This is a genomic window from Aeromonas dhakensis (assembly GCF_000820305.1).
GTDB lineage: Bacteria > Pseudomonadota > Gammaproteobacteria > Enterobacterales > Aeromonadaceae > Aeromonas > Aeromonas dhakensis.
The window spans coordinates 37,885-57,809 of record NZ_CDBH01000035.1 but is presented as its reverse complement, the minus strand read 5'-3'; the positions used below and the strand labels follow the sequence as shown (position 1 = coordinate 57,809).

At 64.2% G+C, this 19,925-nt stretch carries 17 protein-coding genes; 9 read left to right on the top strand and 8 right to left on the bottom strand.

Annotation, left to right across the window (positions count from 1 at the left end; translation table 11 throughout):
- Positions 1 to 66 precede the first annotated feature (66 nt).
- Entirely contained in the window at positions 67 to 504 is a 438-nt protein-coding gene (gene dtd / locus BN1143_RS08955; protein ID WP_042050324.1) for a D-aminoacyl-tRNA deacylase, read from the top strand.
- Here dtd and BN1143_RS08950 read toward each other — a convergent pair.
- Entirely contained in the window at positions 493 to 1,170 is a 678-nt protein-coding gene (locus tag BN1143_RS08950) for a spermidine synthase (protein WP_026141220.1), read from the bottom strand. The genes dtd and BN1143_RS08950 overlap by 12 nt on opposite strands.
- 130 nt (positions 1,171 to 1,300) lie before the next feature.
- Between BN1143_RS08950 and BN1143_RS08945 the strand changes: the two genes are divergently transcribed.
- Complete coding sequence (locus BN1143_RS08945; protein WP_042050323.1) at positions 1,301 to 2,209, top strand: bifunctional GNAT family N-acetyltransferase/hotdog fold thioesterase; 909 nt, start codon at positions 1,301 to 1,303, stop codon at positions 2,207 to 2,209.
- Between the two features lie 62 nt (positions 2,210 to 2,271).
- On the opposite strand, the gene BN1143_RS08940 is transcribed toward BN1143_RS08945, so the two are convergent.
- The 4 genes from BN1143_RS08940 to gntU form a co-directional block, all read right to left on the bottom strand.
- Entirely contained in the window at positions 2,272 to 4,338 is a 2,067-nt protein-coding gene (locus BN1143_RS08940; protein ID WP_042050322.1) for an AsmA family protein, read from the bottom strand.
- A 142-nt stretch (positions 4,339 to 4,480) separates the two neighbouring features.
- Positions 4,481 to 6,550 carry an ATP-dependent DNA helicase RecG gene (gene recG, locus BN1143_RS08935; RefSeq protein WP_042050321.1) on the bottom strand — a complete coding sequence of 690 codons (2,070 nt, stop codon included), beginning with the start codon at positions 6,548 to 6,550 and terminating at the stop codon, positions 4,481 to 4,483.
- 177 nt (positions 6,551 to 6,727) lie between these two features.
- Entirely contained in the window at positions 6,728 to 8,077 is a 1,350-nt protein-coding gene (gene pssA, locus BN1143_RS08930; protein WP_026139269.1) for a CDP-diacylglycerol--serine O-phosphatidyltransferase, read from the bottom strand.
- Between the two features lie 146 nt (positions 8,078 to 8,223).
- Positions 8,224 to 9,564: a gluconate transporter gene (gene gntU / locus BN1143_RS08925; RefSeq protein WP_005307857.1), complete on the bottom strand. Its 1,341-nt coding sequence runs from the start codon at positions 9,562 to 9,564 to the stop codon at positions 8,224 to 8,226.
- Positions 9,565 to 9,809: 245 nt separating this feature from the next.
- On the opposite strand from gntU, the gene BN1143_RS08920 reads away from it, so the two are divergent.
- From BN1143_RS08920 to BN1143_RS08910, 3 genes are read left to right on the top strand one after another with little or no spacing between them, the layout of a single operon-like run.
- A complete protein-coding gene (locus BN1143_RS08920) occupies positions 9,810 to 10,319 on the top strand; it encodes a gluconokinase (protein WP_005307862.1) in 510 nt (169 codons plus the stop codon).
- Positions 10,316 to 12,112, top strand: a complete 1,797-nt coding sequence (gene edd, locus BN1143_RS08915; RefSeq protein ID WP_042050320.1) for a phosphogluconate dehydratase — start codon at positions 10,316 to 10,318, stop codon at positions 12,110 to 12,112. The genes BN1143_RS08920 and edd overlap by 4 nt, the downstream gene beginning before the upstream one ends.
- Before the next feature lie 9 nt (positions 12,113 to 12,121).
- Positions 12,122 to 12,763, top strand: coding sequence for a bifunctional 4-hydroxy-2-oxoglutarate aldolase/2-dehydro-3-deoxy-phosphogluconate aldolase (locus BN1143_RS08910; protein ID WP_017778599.1), 642 nt, complete (start codon positions 12,122 to 12,124; stop codon positions 12,761 to 12,763).
- A gap of 98 nt (positions 12,764 to 12,861) precedes the next feature.
- On the opposite strand, the gene BN1143_RS08905 is transcribed toward BN1143_RS08910, so the two are convergent.
- The gene (locus BN1143_RS08905; protein ID WP_017778598.1) at positions 12,862 to 13,869 is read right to left on the bottom strand and encodes a substrate-binding domain-containing protein; all 1,008 of its coding nucleotides are present in this window, start codon (positions 13,867 to 13,869) and stop codon (positions 12,862 to 12,864) included.
- Positions 13,870 to 13,959: 90 nt separating this feature from the next.
- On the opposite strand from BN1143_RS08905, the gene BN1143_RS08900 reads away from it, so the two are divergent.
- Entirely contained in the window at positions 13,960 to 14,610 is a 651-nt protein-coding gene (locus tag BN1143_RS08900) for a Qnr family pentapeptide repeat protein (RefSeq protein ID WP_017778597.1), read from the top strand.
- Between the two features lie 110 nt (positions 14,611 to 14,720).
- On the opposite strand, the gene BN1143_RS08895 is transcribed toward BN1143_RS08900, so the two are convergent.
- Both BN1143_RS08895 and gpmM read right to left on the bottom strand, forming a co-directional pair.
- The gene (locus BN1143_RS08895) at positions 14,721 to 16,061 is read right to left on the bottom strand and encodes a peptidoglycan DD-metalloendopeptidase family protein (RefSeq protein WP_042050319.1); all 1,341 of its coding nucleotides are present in this window, start codon (positions 16,059 to 16,061) and stop codon (positions 14,721 to 14,723) included.
- 9 nt (positions 16,062 to 16,070) lie between these two features.
- Complete coding sequence (gpmM, locus tag BN1143_RS08890) at positions 16,071 to 17,600, bottom strand: 2,3-bisphosphoglycerate-independent phosphoglycerate mutase (RefSeq protein WP_025202381.1); 1,530 nt, start codon at positions 17,598 to 17,600, stop codon at positions 16,071 to 16,073.
- Positions 17,601 to 17,925: 325 nt separating this feature from the next.
- Between gpmM and BN1143_RS08885 the strand changes: the two genes are divergently transcribed.
- Genes BN1143_RS08885 through gpsA form a run of 3 tightly spaced genes read left to right on the top strand, consistent with a single transcriptional unit; the run spans position 17,926 to position 19,882 of the window.
- Positions 17,926 to 18,357 carry a rhodanese-like domain-containing protein gene (locus tag BN1143_RS08885; protein ID WP_005307875.1) on the top strand — a complete coding sequence of 144 codons (432 nt, stop codon included), beginning with the start codon at positions 17,926 to 17,928 and terminating at the stop codon, positions 18,355 to 18,357.
- 47 nt (positions 18,358 to 18,404) lie between these two features.
- Complete coding sequence (gene secB, locus BN1143_RS08880; protein WP_005307878.1) at positions 18,405 to 18,875, top strand: protein-export chaperone SecB; 471 nt, start codon at positions 18,405 to 18,407, stop codon at positions 18,873 to 18,875.
- 2 nt (positions 18,876 to 18,877) lie between these two features.
- Positions 18,878 to 19,882: an NAD(P)H-dependent glycerol-3-phosphate dehydrogenase gene (gpsA, locus tag BN1143_RS08875; RefSeq protein ID WP_005307887.1), complete on the top strand. Its 1,005-nt coding sequence runs from the start codon at positions 18,878 to 18,880 to the stop codon at positions 19,880 to 19,882.
- Positions 19,883 to 19,925 lie beyond the last annotated feature (43 nt).

Here is a 19,925-nt window from a genome sequence, read left to right as displayed (position 1 = left end):
GTTAGCATCGACGACCGCCCCCGTCAGCAGATGGGGGCGGTCGTTTCGTTTTGAGAGGAGAGGGATGTGATAGCACTGATTCAGCGGGTCAGCGAGGCCAGCGTAACGGTAGAGGGTGAGGTGACCGGGGCCATCGGTCAGGGTCTGCTGGTGCTGCTCGGGGTGGAGCAGGGGGATGACGAGACCAAGGCCGACAAGCTGCTGCACAAGGTGAGCGGTTACCGCATCTTCTCCGATGAGAATGGCAAGATGAACCTCAACGTGAGCCAGGCCGGCGGCAGCCTGCTGATGGTCTCCCAGTTCACCCTGGCGGCGGACACCAACAAGGGGATGAGACCCAGCTTCTCCGGCGGCGCTCATCCGGTCGAGGCGGAGCGGCTGTACGACTACTTCGTGGCGCGGGCCGCCGCCAGCGGCATACCGACTGCCACCGGCCGCTTCGCCGCCGACATGAAGGTGGCGCTGGTCAACGACGGCCCGGTCACCTTCTGGCTACAGGTCTGACGCCAGCGGATCGCGCGGGCTGGTGTGCAGCAGTATGTTGCGCAGCCCTGGCACCGGGTAGGGGGTGGTGGGGCCGACCCACTGCTCCAGCAGCATCAGTACCCGGGTCAGTTCGAGGCGGGTGCGCGGCAGCAGGTTGATGATGAGCTCGCCGTTGAGGCGGGGGGCCAGCGCCTGATAGATGCGCTCCTGGAACAGCAGCGGCGGATTGCCGTCCTGGCTGAACAGATCGAGCAGGATGAGGTCGTACTGTGCCTCGCTCTGCTCCAGAAAGGCGAGGGCATCGGCCTGGTGCAGGGTCGGCGTGCGCTGGCTGCCTTGTTCGGGCTGAAAGAACAGCTGATAGAGAGTGATCACCTCTTCATCGAGGTCGACGCACTCGTGGCGGGCATCGGGCCAGCGTCGACGCAGATGGCGAGTGAGATCGCCGCCCCCCAGCCCCAGTTCGAGGATGCTGGCGGCCTGTTCGGGCAGCAGGCAGGCGATCACCTGTTGGTGCGGCAGGCAGAGGGTGGCGGGCTCGGCCAGGGACATGGCCGACTGCACCACGCCGTCGATCTCCAGCCAGCGGTGATGGGCATTTTCCTGCACGGTGAGCCGGCGCTGGGGCTTGGCGCTGAGGTGCAATAAGTGGTCGGCTTGGTACGCTTGCAGATTGAAGTCCATGAATTTGCACGGCAAGATGGTTTTCGACCAGTGTAACTCAAGGATGGAACTATGTACCGGGTGGTCACCCCCCAGACGGCAGCCGAGCTGGATGCCCATTATCAGTTGAGCTGGGAGGCATGGGTNNTTTATGTACCGGGTAGTCACTCCTCAAACCGACGCCGAACTGGATGCCTACTACCAGTTGCGCTGGGAACTGCTGCGTAAACCCTTCAATCTGCCTCTCGGTTCCGAGCGGGACGAATACGACACCGTCGCCATTCACCGGCTGATGCTGGCCCCCGATGGCACACCCATCGCGGTGGGGCGGCTGTTTGTCGGCGGTGACGAGGCGCAGATCCGCTTCATGGCGCTGCGCCCCGAATTTCGCGGTCAGGGGCTGGGTGCCCGCATGGTGCAGGATCTCGAACAGCTGGCCTGCAGCGAGAAGGTGAAGCGACTGGTGATGAATGCCCGCCAGGAGGCGGTGGAGTTCTACCGCAAGTGCGGCTTTCTCGAGGTGGGGGAAGGCCCCGTATCTTTCGGCCGCATTCCGCACCGCCAGATGATCAAGTCTCTGAGCCCGCTGCAGACCATCCAGTACCGCCCCGAGTGGTGCCAGGATCTCACCACCCGCTGGTCGCAGGGCATTCCCATCAGCGAGAAGATGGGGGTGCACATCACCCACTACGACGGTCAGACCTTCCACCTCAAGGCCAATCTGGCGGCCAACCTCAACGTGCATGACACCATGTTCGCCGGCAGCATCTACAGCCAGTGCGTACTGGCGGGCTGGGGCCTGATCTGGCTGCAACTCAAGGAGGCGGGGCTGGTGGGAGATACGGTGCTGGCGGAGGGCAACATCAAGTACTACCGGCCGGTCAAGGAGGAGCCGGAGGCGCGGGTGGCCCGCGAAGGCATGCCTGCCGTACTCGAGCCGCTCAAGGCCGGTGAGTCCGCCAGGTTCAGCCTCAAGATCAAGCTGTTCAGCGGCGACAAGCTGGCCGCCGAGTTCCTCGGTCACTACGTGGTGCAGCCGGTCAAGCGGCCGGGTCAGTAGCGGCGCGCGGGCTCCCATCAAACAACAAGGCCTCATCACGAGGCCTTGTTGCTTTTTATCGGCTAGCCGTTGGCCGCCTGTGTGGCCGGGGCCTTCGGCGCCGGTCGCCAGAGCGGGCTGCCGTTGCCCTGGGGCGGGTAGCGCACGCCGGTCTCCCAGCCACAGCCGTCCGGTTTTTGCTGGAAGTCCCAGCTGAGGGTCGGCTCGGCGAGCGGCCCGCGCCACTGGCCGAGGAGTTCGGCGCAGTGCTGGCCGTTGAGGACGCCCAGATCCAGCTGCCACTGCTCATTGACCAGATCGACGCTGCCCTGCAGCCCCAGCAGATGGGTGATGGTAGAGGCGCCGGCCTGCTCAATCTTCAGCTGGCCCTGGGCCACCTTGCCCTGCAGCTTGATGCGATAGAAGGGGGTGTCGCCCTCCTGCATCGCCTGCCAGAGTTCGGCCGGGGTGAGGGTCGGCGCTGCCGCCTGCTTGAACCACTGATCCAGCAGCGGATCTATCTTCACCTTGTCCCAGAAGGGCTCGGTGGCATCGAGGGCAAAATTTCCCTGCAGGGAGCTGCGCCAGGCGCCCGGGGTGCCGCCGTGCAGCGCCTGCAGATCGGCGCTCAGATCCATCTTGCCGGCGAAGGAGACGGGGGAGTGGAGGATCTTGCCCCACTGCACCAGATCCAGTTTCTCGCCCTTGAGCTGCACCCGGCTGGTCTGGCCCGGCTCGCGTCCCCACTGGCCGCTCAGGCTGAGGCTGCCCTCATCCGGCAACGAGCTGGTGAGCTTGTTGAGCTGCCAGGAACCGGCTGTCAGCTCACCATCCAGCTCGCCATTGCGGGCGCTGAGGCCGTCCCACACTAGCTCGAACCAGGCGCTCTCGAGGCGGGCCCGGCCCAGCAGTGGCCCCGGCTGGTTGCCGCGCAGGCTGAGGTCGGTGAGATAAAACTGCCAGCCAGTCAGGGAGAGGGGCAGGGTATCGTCGAAGGAGAGCACCTTGAGCTTGTCGAAGGCCAGCTTGCGGATGTCGATCTGCTGCGGGCGCCAGCTCTGCCAATCCTGCCACCACCCTTCCGGCAGGCTGATGTCCATGCCGCTCAGCGCCATGTCCTTCAGGGTCAGCTTCTGCTGCAGGGGATCGAAGGAGAGCTCCAGGTTGAACTCCCCCTCATAGGCCTTGCCCTGCAACTCGGCATCCAGCTGCTGGGGCGAGAAGGCGACCTTGCCCTGGATGGCCTCCAGCTGGAACAGGCCACGGCCGAGATCGCCGAGGGTCCCCGAGAAGTAGCCACTGGGCGTGCTGCCAGCCTGCCAGTTGAAGGCGGTCAGCTGGCCGCTGAGGTTGTTGAGGGCCAGCTCCTGCTCGATGTCGTTGAAGCTGAGATCCCGGATCTGGCCGAGATCCAGGCTGACCTGGCGCAGGGGGGATTCGGCTTTGGCGAGGATGCCCCACTCGATGCGCATGCCCTGGCTCTTGAGGTTGTTCAGCCGAAGGCTGCGGGCGGGCCAGTCGAGCACCATGCCGGTCTCGAGCAGACCGTCGAACAGGTTGGCGGTCAGCTTGTCGGTACTCAGCACCTGCCCTTCCAGCCGGCCGGCCAGGTTGAGACGGGAGAGGGCCCAGGCCTGGGTCGCCAGCTCATTGATGTTGAGGGTCAGGTTGGCCTGGGGTGGGCGCACCGGGTTGAGCAGCTGCCAGTCGCTCAGGGTGGCGTTGAGGCCGCGCAGGGTCAGCCCGTCACTCTCCAGGCTGAGCCGGTCTATGGTGCTGTCGGCGATGGTGAGGGAGTGCACCGGCAGGCTCGGCAGCTGGTTGGGCAGCGGCAGCTTGATGGCCGGGCGAATGAGGTCGAGATGGGCGATGCGCACGTCCCGGTTCAGCCAGTCGATGCTCTCTATCTCGAGATAGATCTTGTCGAGGGTCACGGCGTTGCCGTAACTCACCTGCTCCGCCAGCAGGGTGTAGGGGTGAAGCGGGTTGAACACCAGTCGGCCTATGGTGACGGGTACGCCGGTCTGCTGGCTGAGCCAGCCGGCGATGGGCCCCTTGGCCCGCTCGGCGTCGAACAGGCCGAGCCCGACCCAGACAAACAGCAACAGGAAGGCAAGGGTGTAGAGCAGGCCGCGCAGCCAGGAATTCATCAGTGCTTTCCTCCTGTTTCTGTTGTTTGGTCAAGCAGTGGCGTAGTGATCCCGCAGGCCGAGCCAGCGCCGTATCAAGGGCTCGTCATGGCTCGGGTGTCTATCCAGCAGGCAATGCGCCCATCTTTTGCCTCTGCCTTGGTCAGGCATTGGAGTAGTGATCCCGCAGGCCGAGCCAGCGTCGTATCAAGGGTTCGACATGATCTGGGTGGCGGTCCATCAGGAAGCGCGCCATCTTCTGCACCTGCGGGATGAGCGATTGGTCGCGTACCAGATCGGCGATCTTGAGGTCAGCCAGGCCGGTCTGGCGGGTGCCGAGCAGCTCGCCCGGGCCGCGCAGCTCCAGATCCCGCTGGGCGATGAGGAAGCCGTCGTTGGTCTCCCGCAGCACCCCGAGCCGGCTCTGGGCCGTCTTGGACAAGGGGGCATGATAGAGCAGCACGCAGTGGGAGGCCACCGAGCCGCGTCCGACCCGGCCGCGCAGCTGGTGCAGCTGCGCCAGCCCCAGTCGTTCCGGGTTCTCGATGATCATCAGGCTGGCATTGGGCACGTCCACCCCCACCTCGATGACGGTGGTAGCGACCAGCAGTTGCAGTATGCCTGCCTTGAACTCCTCCATCACCCGCTGTTTCTCGACCGGCCGCATCCGGCCGTGTACCAGCCCGATGTGCAGGCCGGGCAGCAGATTTTGCAGCTCGGCGGCGGTGTCCTCGGCGGCCTGGCACTCCAGTACCTCCGACTCCTCGATCAGGGTGCAGACCCAGTAGGCCTGCTTGCCCTCCTCGCAGGCCAGTCTGACCCGTTCGATCACGTCCTGGCGGCGGCTGTCCGGCAGCGCCACCGTGGTGATGGGGGTGCGGCCCGGTGGCAGCTCGTCGATGATGGAGGTATCGAGGTCGGCATAGGCGGTCATCGCCAGAGTGCGGGGGATGGGGGTGGCGGTCATGATTAGCTGGTGGGGATGTACCCCCTCCCGCTCCCCTTTTTCCCGCAGGGCGAGGCGCTGATGTACGCCGAATCTGTGCTGTTCGTCGATGATCACCAGGGCCAGACGCTGGAACACCACCTGCTCCTGGAAGATGGCGTGGGTGCCCACCACCATCTTGACGCTGCCGTCGGCGATGGCGGCCAGTGCCTCTTCCCGCGCCTTGCCCTTCTGCTTGCCCGCCAGCCAGCCCACCCCGATGCCGAGTGGTTCCAGCCACTTGGCGAAGTTGATGGCGTGCTGTTCGGCCAGCAACTCGGTCGGCGCCATCAGCCCCACCTGGCAGCCGTTGCCGATGGCCTGCAGGGCCGCCAGCGCCGCGACCAGGGTCTTGCCGGAGCCTACGTCCCCCTGTACCAGCCGCATCATGGGGTGGCTCTGCTGCAGATCCTTGCCTATCTCCGCCACCACCCGGTTCTGGGCGCCGGTGGGGGTGAACGGCAGGGCGCCGAGCAGCTGTTCTACTAGCGCCGGCGCCGGCTTGAGGGCGCGGGCCAGCTGGGTTTGTGCCTGGGCCCGCACCTTCAAGACCGAAAGGTTGTGGGCCAGCAGCTCCTCCAGCACCAGCCGTTGCTGGGCCGGGTGCTGGCCGCTCTCGAGCAGGGCCAGCGCCACCGAGGGGGGCGGACGGTGCAGCAGCTTCAGGGCCGCGGCCAGATCGATCTGCTGGGGATAGAGGCCGGCGGGCAGCAGCTCCTCTACCCCGTAGAGGTCGAGCTGGGCCAGCGCCTGATCGGTGAGGCTGCGCAGGGTGAGCTGGCGCAGCCCCTCGGTGGTCGGGTAGACGGGGGTGAGCGCCTCTTCGGTCTGGCCGGCCTGCTCCTCGCCGAGCAGCTTGTACTCGGGGTGGGCCATCTCCAGCCCGTATTTGCCGGGGCGCACCTCGCCGAAGCAGCGCATCAGCCGGCCAGGGCTCAGGCTGTTCTTCTGGGCGGCGGTGAAGTTGAAGAAGCGCAGGGTGAGGGTGCCGGTGCCGTCGCTGATGCGGCAGACCAGCATGCGGCGACGCCCCATCACCAGCTGAGTGTCCTGGATCTCCCCCTCGACGGCGCCGTGCAGGCCGGGCGGCAGATCGCCGATGGGCCACACCTGGGTGCGGTCCTCGTAGCGCAGGGGGAGGTGGAACAGCAGATCCTGCACCGTGGCCAGCCCCAGCCGCTCGAGCTTTTCCTGCATCTTGCTGCCGACGCCCTTGAGGCTGTCGAGGGAGATTTTATCCAATTTCATCAATTAGATGCCCGAAAACACTGTAAATATGTCCAGATGATAGGGTTTATTGCCGTCCCGACGCAAGCCGCGTCGCGCGGTTGGGGGTCGACCCGCGGGATCGGAAGCCAGGAATGAAAAAGGCCTGCCGAGATGCGGCAGGCCCTTGCAAGGAACCTGAGGTCGCGATGCGCGTGGTCAGATGATGCGTTTGAGCAGGATATGGGCCTTGACCCTGTGGATCCGGGCCAGCAGCTTGCGCACCTGATCCGGGTAGTCCTGGATCTGCTCGATCTGATCGAAGTGGCTGATGCGCTTGGTGTTGGTCAGGATGTTCTCGCGCTCGGCGTTGAACTGGGGCCGCAGCAGGTGGCGGCGATCGTAGACCAGCAGGCCGTTCTCCAGATCCAGCGCCCAGGCGCGGGGATTGAGGTTGTTGCCGGTGAGCAGGGCCCACTCGTCATCCACGAAGATCCCCTTGAGGTGGTAGGAGTTGCGCTCGCAGCACCAGAGCATCAGGTTGAGACGGCCGGCATCGATGTGATGCTGGTTGCGCTCGGCGAACTTGCGCAGGTTGGTCTCGTACAGATAGGGCAGACCGCCGATGGTGGAGAATTTCTCCTCCGGCGGAATGAAGAAGTCGTTGGCGGTCTTGTCGCCCACCACGATCGTCACCTTGCAGCCGCGCTTGAGCAGGGCCTCGATATCCTTGTTCAACTCCTTGGGCGGGTTGAAGTAGGGGGTGCAGATGAAGATCTCCCGCTCGGTGGCCCGCACCAGGGTGCGGATCATCTTGTTGAGCTGGTTGCCGCGCTTGCCCAGGCCGCTCATCGGGGTGATAGCCACCTCCTGGCTGTTGACCGGCATGGTGTCGAAGCGGTACTGACCGAGGCGCAGGTTGTGCTTGAAGCGGCGGATCGGCCCCTTCAGCTGCTTGGCGCTGGGGATGTCGGTGCGATCCAGCCGCTGCACCGCCTCGCTGCGCAGGAACAGGTCATCCACGTAGTTGACCATGCTGCGGGTCAGCTCCGGGCTGGTGATCTGGTGATAGCGGTCGAAACGGTAGCGATCCTGCTGGTGCAGGTAGATGTCGTTGAGGCTGGCACCGGAGTAGAGCAGGGTGTCATCGAAGATGAACCCCTTGAGGTGCAGCACTCCGAGTAGTTCACGCCCCTTCACCGGCACGCCATAGATGGCGATCTGGTGCTCGTGGCGAGCGGCCATCTCCTGATACATCAGGTGGTTGCCACCCTGCTTGCCCTTGCCGATCAGGCCGCGCTGGGCACGGTGGAAGTCGACGAACACCTTGACGTCGAGGGCCGGGTTGCGCTGTTTGGCGGCATAGAGGGCGGAGAGGATCTCCCGTCCCGCCTCGTCATCCTGCAGATAGAGCGCCACCAGATAGATGCGGCGAGTCGCGCTGGCGATGAGCGAAAGGATCCGGCTCTTGAAGTCCTTGGCGCTGCTGAGCACTTCAAACTGGTCTGCGGCGACGGCGATCTGGGGCAGGCGCGCCAGCAGCTGTCGATAATGTGCCGATGAATGCATAGAGAAACCTGAAATCACTGCGTTAAGCGTTCCACTCGGAGCGATGGATAGGCGATTCTAGCAATCTCGCCCTGTTAGCCAAAGAAAGAATCGTCATAAAGATGAAAAAGGCCTCACATCGGAGGCCTTTTTCTGCATGGTCGCGATCAGAGGAAGCTGTAGATCAGCATGGCCATCACGCCACCCGTGGTACCTATGATGGTTTCCATTACGGTCCATGTTTGCAGGGTCTGCTTCTCGGTGAGACCGAGGTAGCGGTTGGCCAGCCAGAAGCCGGAGTCATTGACGTGGGAGAGCACTATGGCCCCGCCGCCGATGGCGATGGTGACCGCCGCCAGCTGGGCGCCGCTGAGGCCGAGCGGCTCCAGCATCGGCAGCACCAGGCCGCAGGCGGTCAGCATGGCGACGGTGGCGGAACCCTGAATGACCCGCACCGCGGCGGCCAGGATGAAGGCCAGCGCAACGATGGGCAGGCCGGAGTCCGCCAGCATGTTGCCGAGGGCGGCGCCCACACCGGAATCCACCAGCACCTGCTTGAACACGCCACCGGCACCTGTCACCAGGATGATGACGCCGGCCGGCTGGATGGCGCTGTTGCAGACGCTCATCACCTCGTCACGGGACATGCCGCGGCGGATCCCCAGCAGGTAGAAGGCGGCCAGGCAGGCGACCATGATGGCGGTGAAGGGGTGGCCGATGAACTCCAGCCAGCCGTGCAGGGGCGTGCCAGCCTCGACGAAGCGGCCGACGATGGTCTTGAGACCGATCAGCAGCAGCGGCAGGCCGATGAGGCCCATGGCCAGCCCGAAGGAGGGCAGGTTCTGGCTGTCGTCATGGGCACTGCTCTGGGCGTCGGCCGGCAGCGGCACGTCCACCACCTTGCTGATCAGCTCGCCAAACAGCGGGCCGGCCAGGATCAGGGCCGGAACGGCGGCGATCAGGCCGAACAGGATCATGTAGCCGAAGTCGGCCCCCAGCTGGGACGCCACCAGGATGGGGCCAGGCGCCGGGATCAGGAAGGCCTGGCAGGTGGCGATACCCGCCAGCAGGGCGATGCCGATCTTCACCACGCTGCCGCCACCGCGGCGGACGATGGCGAAGGCGACGCCGATCAGCAGCACCACGGCCACGTCGAAGAACAGTGGTAGTGCGCAGACGAAGCCGGTCAGCGCCATGGCCCAGTTGGCGCGCTTGACGCCGAACTTGCCGAGCAGGGTGTGGGCCACCCGGTCGAGGGCGCCGGTGACTTCCATCACCTTGCCGAACATGGCACCCAGTGCCACTACCACGGCGACGAAGCCGAGGGTGCCGCCCATCCCTTTCTGGATGGTGGCGGCGATGTCGGCCGGGTTCATGCCGGCGGCGAGCCCCGCCACCATGGAGACCAGGATGAGGGAGACGACCGCGTGCAGGCGGGCCTTCATCACCAGAAAGAGCAGCAGCACGATGGAGCCGGCGGCCGTCATGATCAGGGAGAGGTCAGACATTGTTGTGCATTCCTTGTTCCAAGTTCAGTATCGACACCCTGCCGATCCGTCGGCAGACCATATCTTTATGATTTATTTAGATTTATGGTCAGGGCTCAAACTCGATTGCCCAGGTGACTATGAGTGCGCTCAGTCTGTGTCAGACTTCACAATTCTTGTTGTTACCGGTAACATGTTACCGGTAACGTGCTAAGTTAGAACCCATCGGCAGCACGTTTTTTGAAAAATGAGATAGAGGTCAAACAATGGCGGGTAAGAGCATTATCGTGATGGGTGTGTGTGGTAGCGGCAAGTCCAGCGTGGGCCTCAAGGTGGCCAGCGTGCTGGGCGCCAAGTTCATCGACGGTGATGATCTGCACCCCAGGGCCAACATCCAGAAGATGGCCGGTGGCAACCCTCTCAACGACGAGGATCGCGCCCCCTGGCTGGAGCGGATCCGCGACGCGGCCTACAGCCTGGAGCAGAAGAACGAGGTGGGCGTCATCGTCTGCTCGGCCCTCAAGAAGCAGTATCGCGACCAGATCCGCGAGGGCAACGAGTCGGTCAGCTTCCTCTTCCTCGACGGCAGCCAGCCGCTGATCCTCGAGCGGATGCGGGCCCGCAAGGGCCACTTCATGCGCGAAAGCATGGTACAAAGTCAGTTCGATACCCTGGAGCGCCCGGACGGCGAAGCCGGTGTATTCCACATCGATATCGACGGCACCTTCGAACAGGTGGTTGATCGCGCCGTCACCGCATTGGAGCAAGCCCAATGATCCATCAGGTTATTTCCAGCGTCACCGCCCGCATTCGCGAGCGCAGTGCCGCCCGTCGCCAGGCCTTCCTGGCCCGCATCCAGCGCCAGGCCGATCAGGGCAAGACCCGCGCCGCGCTGGCCTGTGGCAACCTGGCCCACGCCGTGGCCGCCTCCAGCTGTGACGAGAAGGGGCGCATCCTCGACATGACCCGTGCCAACGTCGGCATCGTCAGCGCCTACAACGACATGTTGAGTGCCCATCAGCCCTACCAGGGCTACCCGGACATCATCAAGAGCGCGCTGGCCGAGCTTGGTCACAGCGCCCAGGTGGCCGGTGGCGTGCCCGCCATGTGCGACGGCGTGACCCAGGGCCAGCCGGGGATGGACATGTCCCTGTTCTCCCGCGATCTCATCGCCCAGGCGACCGCGTTGTCGCTCTCCCACAACACCTTCGATGCCACCCTGCTGCTCGGCATCTGCGACAAGATAGCGCCGGGCCAGATCATGGGGGCGCTCTCCCACGCTCACCTGCCCACCGCCTTCGTGCCGGCCGGCCCGATGGCGAGCGGCATCAGCAACGACGAGAAGGTGAAGGTGCGCCAGCAGTATGCCGCCGGCGAAGTGGGCCGTGACGCCCTGTTGCAGATGGAGTGCGGCGCCTACCACGCGGCGGGCACCTGCACCTTCTACGGCACCGCCAACACCAACCAGCTGGTGTTCGAGGCCATGGGCCTGATGCTGCCGGGCTCCGCCTTCGTACACCCGCATAGCGAGCTGCGCCGCGCCCTCACCGAAGAGGCGGCCCGCCGCATCAGCGCCATGATCCCCGGCTCCCCGGCCTATCGCCCCCTGAGTGCGGTGATTGACGAGCGCTCGCTGGTGAACGGGCTGGTGGCCCTGCTCGCCTCCGGCGGCAGCACCAACCACAGCATCCATATGGTGGCGCTGGCCCGCGCCGCCGGTCTGGTGCTGACCTGGGATGACATCAGCGATCTCTCCGACGTGGTGCCGCTGTTGGTACGCATGTACCCGAACGGCCCGGCCGACGTGAACGCCTTCGAGCAGGCGGGTGGCGTGCCCGGCCTGATGCGCCGGCTGGCGCAAGAGGGGCTGATCCACCTGGATGCCACCCCGGTCTTCGGCGAGATGCAGGATTACCTCAGCCGTCCGGCACTGGTGGATGGCAAGCTGCTATGGCAGCCGGTGGGCGAGAGCGGTGATGCGAGTGTATTGTCGCCTTCCGGTAGCCGATTCCAGGCTACCGGTGGCACCAAGCTGCTCTCCGGCAATCTGGGCCGAGCCGTGGTCAAGGTCTCTGCCGTGGCCCCCGAGTATCGGGTGATTGAAGCCCCGGCCCGGGTCTTCTCCTCCCAGCATGCGGTGGAAGCGGCCTACAAGGCGGGCGATCTCAATCAGGATGCCGTCATCGTGGTACGTCACAATGGCCCGGCCGCCAACGGCATGCCGGAGTTGCACAAGCTGATGCCGGTGCTCGGCAACCTGCAGAAGGCGGGTCACAAGGTGGCACTGGTCACCGACGGTCGCCTCTCCGGCGCCTCCGGCAAGATCCCGGCCGCCATCCACGTCACCCCGGAAGCGCTGCACGGCGGTGCCATCGGCCTGCTTGCCGATGGCGACCTGCTGCGGGTGGACGCGGTAACCGGCAGCCTCGACTGCCTGACCGATTTGAGCGGCCGTACCCAGGCCGAGATCGACCTCACCCTGGAACAAGAGGCGTGGGGCCGTGAACTGTTCAGCGTGATGCGTCGCGCGGTATCGAGCGCCGAGTGTGGCGCCACCATCTTTGACTAAGGAAGAGCTATGCAGAACTGGAAAGTGACCCCGGCCGAGGTGTTTGCCGCCTCCCCGCTGGTACCCGTGATGGTCATCAATGAGCTGGAGCAGGCCCTGCCGATGGCCAAGGCGCTGTTGGCCGGCGGCATCTCGGTGTTCGAGATCACCCTGCGCACCCCGGTGGCGCTGGAGGCCATCGCCCTTATCGCCAAGGCGATGCCGGAGGCCATGGTTGGTGCCGGTACCGTGCTCAACTGCGCGCAGTTTGATGCAGCTGTCGCCGCCGGTGCCCGCTTCGTCATCTCCCCGGGGATGACCCCGGCCCTGCTGGCCCACGCGGCCAACAGCACGGCGCCGCTGATCCCCGGCGTGGCCACCCCGTCCGAGGTGATGCAGGCGCTGGAAGCGGGCTACGACCACCTCAAATTCTTCCCGGCCGAGGCGAATGGAGGCACCAAGGCGCTGGCCGCCATCGCGGCGCCGCTGCCCCAGGTAAAATTCTGCCCCACCGGCGGTATCGGCCCGAAGAACGTGGCCGATTACCTGGCGCTCAAGTGTGTCGCCACCGTCGGCGGCTCTTGGATGCTGCCGGCAGAGGCCGTCAAGAACGGTAACTGGGAAGAGGTGACCCGCCTCTCCCGCGAAGCCGTCGCCCTGGTCGCATCCTGATTTGACGCCGGCGTGAGCCGGACCTTCCGTTTGCCAAGCAAGCAGGCCACCCTCGGGTGGCCTGCTCTGTTATGGCTGAATGGCGGGGATGTGCGTCGTCAGCCCAGGCTGTCACCTTCGTAGAGGGAGAAGCCCATGTCGAGCCGGGTGTCGGCCAGCGGCTGGCCGTTGAGGCGGGCCAGCAGCATGGTGGCGGCCGCACGGCCGATCTCCTTGCGCGGCGTGACGATACTGGCCAGCTTGGGGGTCATGGCGTGGCCGATGTCGAGGGCGTTGCTGCCGGCGATGGCGATCTGCTGGGGGACGGGTATCCACTTGGCCTGACACTGCAGCAGGGCACCCACCGCCAGGTCATCGTTGGTGCAGAACAGGCCGTCCAGATCGGGATAGCGCACCAGCGCCTGCTCCAGCAGCTGGCCGCCGAGGGTGAAGCTGGAGGATTGCTCGGTCAGCAGGTGCTGGCCGCTCAGGCCGAAATCCTGCATCGCCTGGTAGTAGCCCTCCATCCGCAGCTGGGTGCGCACGTCGAGCCGGGCGCCGAGATAGACCAGCTTGCGTCGGCCCCGCCGCAGCATCTCTGTTACCATGGCCCGGGCGGCCGCCCGGTGATCCATGCCGACCACCATGTCGATGGGGCTCTGCGGCAGATCCATGGTTTCCACCACCGGGATGCCGGCGGTGGCGATCATCTTGCGGGTGCGCTCGGTGTGCTGGCTGTCGGAGAGGATCAACCCATCCACGTGATAGGAGAGCAGGGAGGCGACCTGCTCCTCTTCCCGCTCCGGGCTGTAGCCGTAGTGAGCCAGCAGGGTCTGGTAGCCGGCGGGGCGGGTCACCGACTCGATGCCGTGCACCACGGCGGAGAAGACCTGGTTGGAGAGGGAGGGGATCAGGATGCCGATCGCCTTGCTGGTGGCGTTGGAGAGAATGTCCGGCGCCCGGTTGGGGATGTAGCCGAGATCCTCCACCGCGGCGGCGATCCGCTCGCGGGTGCCCTCGGCCACGGCTTGCGGGTCGCGCAGGTAGCGGCTGACGGTCATCTTGGTGACCCCGGTCAGGTCGGCTATGTCCTGCAGGGTGGGGCGGCGCTTGCGGGTATCGTTCATCTCTGGATCCGGGACAAATGTTACGTGTAACATTACCGTTTTTTTGTAACAAAGTCAGCATATGACGCCGTCAACAAGGGGAATCTCAGGATGATCAAGGCCAAGTGCTTTGAGGGTGTGCGCTTCGAGCAGCAGGACCTGGCCGGGGAGCAGTTTCAGGGATGCCGTTTCATCGGCTGCAACTTCTCCAGGCTAGATCTCGGCGAGAGCCGTTTCGTTGACTGCAGCTTCTACGATCGGGAGAGCGAACAGAACTGTTTGCTGCAGGGCTGCAATCTGCGCGAGGCGAGTTTTCTGCGCTGCGATCTCACCATGGCCGACTTCAGTCACAGCCAGTGCCTCGGGCTCGAGCTGCGCGACTGCCAGGCGATGGGGATCAACTTCTCCCGCGCCAGCTTTGCCAACCAGATCACCGTCAAGAGCTACTTCTGCGAAGCCCATCTCACCGGTAACAACTTCAGCTACGCCAACTTTGAGGGTTGTCTGCTGGAAAAATGCGAATTGAGCGGCAATCGCTGGCAGGGGGCCAACCTGTTCGGCGCCTCGCTGGCGGGCTCGGATCTCAGCGGTTCCGAGTTTGGCCAACTGGACTGGAGCCGCATCAACCTGCAGGGCTGCGATCTGCGTCAGTGCGATCTGCCCGGGCTGGATCTGCGGCGGGTCAATCTGCACGGGGTGCAGATCAACGAAGATCAGCAGCAGGCCTTGCTGGAGCAGATAGGGCTGGTCGTCTTCCCTTGAACAGCCTGAAAAAGAGGTAATTTTTCACCAAAGGTAGCGCGTCGCCGCGCGCTGCCGGAGGGATGACAGCCTGCGCAAGGCAGGCTGTCGGGGGAGGAGGCAAGTTGGCGTCAGCGCTTGGCCAGCCACTTGGTCGGGTTGATGGCCTCGCCCTGGTAGCGAATTTCGAAGTAGAGGCCGGGTCTGTCCTGGCCGCCACTGTCGCCGACCAGCGCCACCGGTTCACCCTGTTCCACGTTTTGGCCCACCTGGCGCAGCAGCGACTGGTTGTGACCGTAGAGGCTCATGTAGCCGCGGCCGTGATCGATCACCAGCAGCATGCCGAAGCCGTCCAGCCAGTCGGCATAGACCACCTGGCCCGGTGCCACCGCCTTGACCTGGGTCCCTTCGCTGGCGCCGATCAGGGTGCCCTTCCACTTCAGCTCGGCGGTGCGTGGCGAGCCGTAGGCGATGAGGATCGGCCCCTGCACCGGCCAGCGCAGGCTGCCATTGGTCTTGAGGCCGCTGTAGTAACCGGCGCTGCTGATGCCTGAGCCCCGCTCAGGCTTGCTGGTGGTGCTCTCCCGGCTGGCGGTCTGCTGCTGGGCCGCCTTGCTTTGCTGGGCGGCGAGGCGCTCCTGTTCGGCGCGGCGCTGTTCGGCCAGCTTGCGTTGCCGCTCCTGTTCTACCTTCAGCTTGGCAAGGCGCTCCCGCTCGCGGCGCTCCTGCTCTTCCCGCTGGCGGCGCAACTCTTCCAGCCGGGCCTTCAGCGCTTTCTCCGCCTTGACCAGCTTGGTCAGCTTCTGTTCGTCATCCTGTACCGACTGCTGCAGCTGGTTGCGCACCTTGGCACGGCTCTGCTGGCTGGCCAGCAGACTTTGATGGTGTTGCTGCTGTTCGGTGAGCAGGGATTGCAGCCGGCTTTCGGTCTCTTTGGTGGCCTGCTGGTTTTTGGCCAGCTTGGTGCGGGTGGCCCGCAGGGCTTCGATGGCCTCGATGCGTGCCTTGTTGAGGTAGTCGTAGTAGTCGAGGGAACGGCTCAGTTTGGCCGGATCCTGCTGGTTGAGCAGCAGTTTGAGGTAATCGTGGTTGCCGGCGGTAAAGGCGCTCTCCGCCTGTTTGGCCAGCAACTGCTTCTGGTGGCTGGCCTGCTGCTCCAGATCCAGCTTGTCTTGTTGCAGCCCCACCAGCTTCTGCTGGTTCTCTCTGAGCTGCTGTCTGGTCTGATCGAGCTTGGCGGCGGCGGCCGAGATGGCCTGCTCATCGGCCTTGAGCTGGGTGTTGAGCTTGGCCAGCTCCTGTTTGCTGAGCTTGATGGTCTGCTGCTGTTCCTTGATCTGGGACTGCATGGCGCCCAGCTGCTGGTTGGCAGCCCAGGCCTTGCCCGGCCCGAACGACAGACAAAAAAACAGCGCGCCGGCCAACAGGCCGACGCGACTGGTTTTGGTTGAAATCACTTCGCATCCCCGCATGGGGAAGGATTATTTCAGAATCATCAGGGGCTTGCCAGTCATTTCCGGCGGCACCGGCAGACCCATCAGAGTCAGCATGGTGGGGGCCAGATCGGACAGTTTGCCGCCTTCCAGCACCTCGGCCTTGCGACCGAAGTAGATGAGCGGAACCGGCAGATTGGTGTGGGCGGTATGGGCCTGACCAGTCTCTTCGTCCATCATCTTCTCGGCGTTGCCGTGGTCGGCGGTGATCAGGCACTCGCCACCCACTTCAGCCAGGGCCTCGGTGACGCGACCGATGCAGTGGTCAACCGCTTCACAGGCTTTGACGGCCGCATCGAATACGCCGGTGTGGCCAACCATGTCGCCATTCGGGTAGTTGCAGATGATGACGTCGTATTTGCCGCTCTTGATGGCACCGACCAGCTTGTCGGTCAGCTCTTCGGAGCTCATTTCCGGCTGCAGGTCGTAGGTGGCCACTTTCGGGCTGGCAACGATCTCGCGATCTTCGCCAGTGAAGCAGGCCTCTTCGCCGCCGTTGAAGAAGAAGGTGACATGAGCGTACTTCTCGGTCTCGGAGATGCGCAGCTGGGTTTTGCCCTGCTTGGCCAGCCACTCACCCAGGGTGTTGACCAGGGCGGTCGGCGGGTAGGCACAGGCGGTTTTGATGTCGGCCGCGTACTCGGTCAGCATCACGAAGTTCAGCGCCGGGGTGGCGGTGCGGGCGAAGCCGGTGAAGTCGCTGTCGACGAAGGCGCGGGTGATCTCGCGGGCGCGGTCGGCACGGAAGTTCATGAAGATCAGCGCATCGCCATCCTGCATGGGGGCGGCTTCGCCGATACGGGTCGCCTTGACGAACTCGTCGTTCTCGTCGCGAGCATAGGCGGCGGCCAGGGCTTCGCTGGCGCTGTCGGCGGTGAACTCGCCCTTGCCTTGAGTCATCAGGTCATAGGCTTGCTGTACGCGATCCCAGCGGTTGTCACGGTCCATGGCGTAGTAACGGCCGATCATGGAGGCGAAACGACCCTTGCCCAGACGGGCGAACAGGGCGTCGAACAGCTCGATGGAGGACTGGGCGGAGCGCGGCGGTACGTCGCGGCCATCCAGGAAGGCGTGGAAGTAGATCTGCTCGGCGCCACGCTTGGCGGCCATCTCGATCATGCCCATGATGTGCTCTTCGTGGCTGTGTACGCCACCCGGGGACATCAGGCCCATGATGTGCACGGCCTTGCCCTTGCTCACGGCAGTGTCAACAGCCTTGGCCAGCTCCACGTTCTCGAAGAAGGGGCCGTCCTGGATGTCTTTGGAGATGCGGGTCAGTTCCTGATAGACGATGCGACCGGCGCCAATGTTGACGTGGCCCACTTCGGAGTTCCCCATCTGACCGTCCGGCAGACCCACGTCCAGGCCGGAGCCGGAGATCAGGGTGCTGGTGTAGTCACGGGCGAGACGGTCGAGGTTGGGAGTCTTGGCGGCAGCGACGGCGTTGTGCTCTTGCTTGGTGCTGTAGCCCCAACCGTCCATGATGACCAGAACCAAAGGTTTCTTAGCTGTTGACATAAGGCTATGTCCTCTCGAATAGGAATGAATTGCGGGAAGTGAAACTAGCGTAATATTACTACATCTGCCGAAATAGTCACCTGATAGCCAAGCCCCGTCCGGTGGGGGCTGCACGCTGTTGCCGACCTGTTTCTCCTTTGTCGCCGGCTTGTCGCATTGCACGACGAATCCTCGGTCAGGCCTGCCCGATACCGCTTTTTATGTTGCTGTCGCATCCCGTATCCAGCCGATGGGAGCCGGCTCCCGCTTTGCCGCCAAGATGGCTGATCTTGGCTGGGTCCCCATGTATACTCGGGCACTTGTCTTGGTCCCTGGATAGTAGAAGATGCAAGAGTATTTGGATTTTGCGGCCCGCAACCCGCTGCTGACCGCAGCCTGGTTCGGCCTGGCGGGCACTCTGGTTTACACCACGGTGCGTGCCCGTTTTTCTCCGGTCAAGTCGGTGAACAACCACACCGCCACCCTGCTGATCAACCGTGAAAACGCCACCGTGGTGGATATTCGCAGTCAGGAAGAGTTTGCCAAGGGCCATCTGGCCGGTGCCCAGCACCTGCCGCTCAGCCAGATCCAGAGCAATAACCTGGGCCCGGTTGAAAAGCATAAAGATGCCCCCATCATAGTGGTGTGCGAGTCGGGGATGACCGCTGGTGGCGCGGGTCGCCAACTGAGCAAAGCCGGCTTCAAGCAGGTGTATGTGCTCAGCGGTGGCATGGCCCAGTGGCGTGCAGAAAATCTGCCGGTGACCAAAAAACGCTGATTTAAGGGCCTGCGCCCACCTATTTTCATAAAAAGGAATCAAACAAAATGGCTGAAGAGATCAACAACCAGGAAGTACAACCGGAATTCCACATCCAGCGCGTCTACACCAAGGACGTCTCCTTCGAAGCGCCGAACACCCCGCACATCTTCCAGAAAGAGTGGCAGCCGGACGTCAAGCTGGACATGGACACCAAGACCAACATCCTGGCCGATAGCGTCTATGAAGTGGTACTGACCCTGACCGTCACCTGCAAGCTGGAAACCGAGACTGCCTTCCTGTGCGAAGTACAGCAGGCCGGTATCTTCACCATCGGCAACCTGCCGGAGCCGCAACTGGCCCACTGCCTGGCTGCCTTCTGCCCGAACATCCTGTTCCCGTATGCCCGTGAAGCGGTGGCCAATCTGGTGAGCAAGGGTTCCTTCCCGCAGCTGAACCTGGCACCGGTCAACTTCGATGCCCTGTTTGCCCAGCACATGGCACAGGCTCAGGCCCAGCAGGCGACTGCGGAAGCCTGATAATGGCCGACCAGATCGCTATCTCGGTCTTGGGGGCGGGGTCTTATGGCTCCGCCCTTGCCATTTCTCTGGCGCGCAACGGTCATCCGACCCTGCTGTGGGGTCACGATCCCGCTCATGTCGCCGAGCTGGAACAGGACCGCTGCAACAAGGCATTCTTGCCGGATGTCCCCTTTCCCGCCGATCTGCAGCTGACCGCGGATCTGCAACAGGCGGTGCAAGCTGCCCCCGTACTGCTGCTGGTCGTGCCAAGCCATGTGTTCGGTCAGGTGCTGGCCCGGGTCAAGCCCTTCCTGCGCCCCGATACCCGTATCGCCTGGGCCACCAAGGGGCTGGAGCCGGACAGCGGCCGCCTGCTGCAGGACGTGGCCCGCGAGGTGCTGGGTGACGAGATGCCGCTGGCGGTGATCTCCGGCCCGACTTTCGCCAAGGAGCTGGCCGCCGGTTTGCCGACCGCCATCTCGGTGGCCTCGACCCACGACGACTTCGCCGACGATCTCTCCCTGCTGCTGCACTGTGGCCGTTCGTTCCGGGTCTATACCAATCCGGACTTCATCGGTCTGCAACTGGGCGGGGCGGTCAAGAACGTCATCGCCATCGGCGCCGGTCTCTCCGACGGGCTGGGCTTTGGTGCCAACGCCAGAACCGCGCTCATCACCCGCGGCCTGGTAGAGATGCAGCGTCTCGGCGCCGCGCTCGGGGCCGACGCCAAGACTTTCATGGGGATGGCGGGGCTCGGGGATCTGGTGCTGACCTGTACCGACAACCAGTCGCGCAACCGTCGCTTCGGGCTGGCCCTCGGGGCTGGCAAGGATGTCGACACCGCCATGACCGAGATCGGTCAGGTGGTGGAAGGCTATCGCAATACCAAGGAGGTGCATCTGCTGGCGGCCCGATGTGGCGTCGAAATGCCCATCTGCGAGCAGATCTTCAAGGTGCTGTACGAAGGCAAGAATCCGAAAGAGGCGGCCATCGCCCTGCTGTCGCGAGACAAGAAGGACGAATAATCTGCCTGCCGCAGAATGCAAAAGGCCCCGCCAGCTGGCGGGG

Bases quoted from the DNA above. Each gene is read 5' to 3' on its own strand.
- BN1143_RS08950 (WP_026141220.1), bottom strand. From the start codon at position 1,170: ATGGACTTCAATCTGCAAGCGTACCAAGCCGACCACTTATTGCACCTC.
- BN1143_RS08945 (WP_042050323.1), top strand. From the start codon at position 1,301: ATGTACCGGGTAGTCACTCCTCAAACCGACGCCGAACTGGATGCCTAC.
- BN1143_RS08940 (WP_042050322.1), bottom strand. From the start codon at position 4,338: ATGAATTCCTGGCTGCGCGGCCTGCTCTACACCCTTGCCTTCCTGTTG.
- recG (WP_042050321.1), bottom strand. From the start codon at position 6,550: ATGAAATTGGATAAAATCTCCCTCGACAGCCTCAAGGGCGTCGGCAGC.
- pssA (WP_026139269.1), bottom strand. From the start codon at position 8,077: ATGCATTCATCGGCACATTATCGACAGCTGCTGGCGCGCCTGCCCCAG.
- gntU (WP_005307857.1), bottom strand. From the start codon at position 9,564: ATGTCTGACCTCTCCCTGATCATGACGGCCGCCGGCTCCATCGTGCTG.
- BN1143_RS08920 (WP_005307862.1), top strand. From the start codon at position 9,810: ATGGCGGGTAAGAGCATTATCGTGATGGGTGTGTGTGGTAGCGGCAAG.
- edd (WP_042050320.1), top strand. From the start codon at position 10,316: ATGATCCATCAGGTTATTTCCAGCGTCACCGCCCGCATTCGCGAGCGC.
- BN1143_RS08910 (WP_017778599.1), top strand. From the start codon at position 12,122: ATGCAGAACTGGAAAGTGACCCCGGCCGAGGTGTTTGCCGCCTCCCCG.
- BN1143_RS08905 (WP_017778598.1), bottom strand. From the start codon at position 13,869: ATGAACGATACCCGCAAGCGCCGCCCCACCCTGCAGGACATAGCCGAC.
- BN1143_RS08900 (WP_017778597.1), top strand. From the start codon at position 13,960: ATGATCAAGGCCAAGTGCTTTGAGGGTGTGCGCTTCGAGCAGCAGGAC.
- BN1143_RS08895 (WP_042050319.1), bottom strand. From the start codon at position 16,061: ATGCGGGGATGCGAAGTGATTTCAACCAAAACCAGTCGCGTCGGCCTG.
- gpmM (WP_025202381.1), bottom strand. From the start codon at position 17,600: ATGTCAACAGCTAAGAAACCTTTGGTTCTGGTCATCATGGACGGTTGG.
- BN1143_RS08885 (WP_005307875.1), top strand. From the start codon at position 17,926: ATGCAAGAGTATTTGGATTTTGCGGCCCGCAACCCGCTGCTGACCGCA.
- secB (WP_005307878.1), top strand. From the start codon at position 18,405: ATGGCTGAAGAGATCAACAACCAGGAAGTACAACCGGAATTCCACATC.
- gpsA (WP_005307887.1), top strand. From the start codon at position 18,878: ATGGCCGACCAGATCGCTATCTCGGTCTTGGGGGCGGGGTCTTATGGC.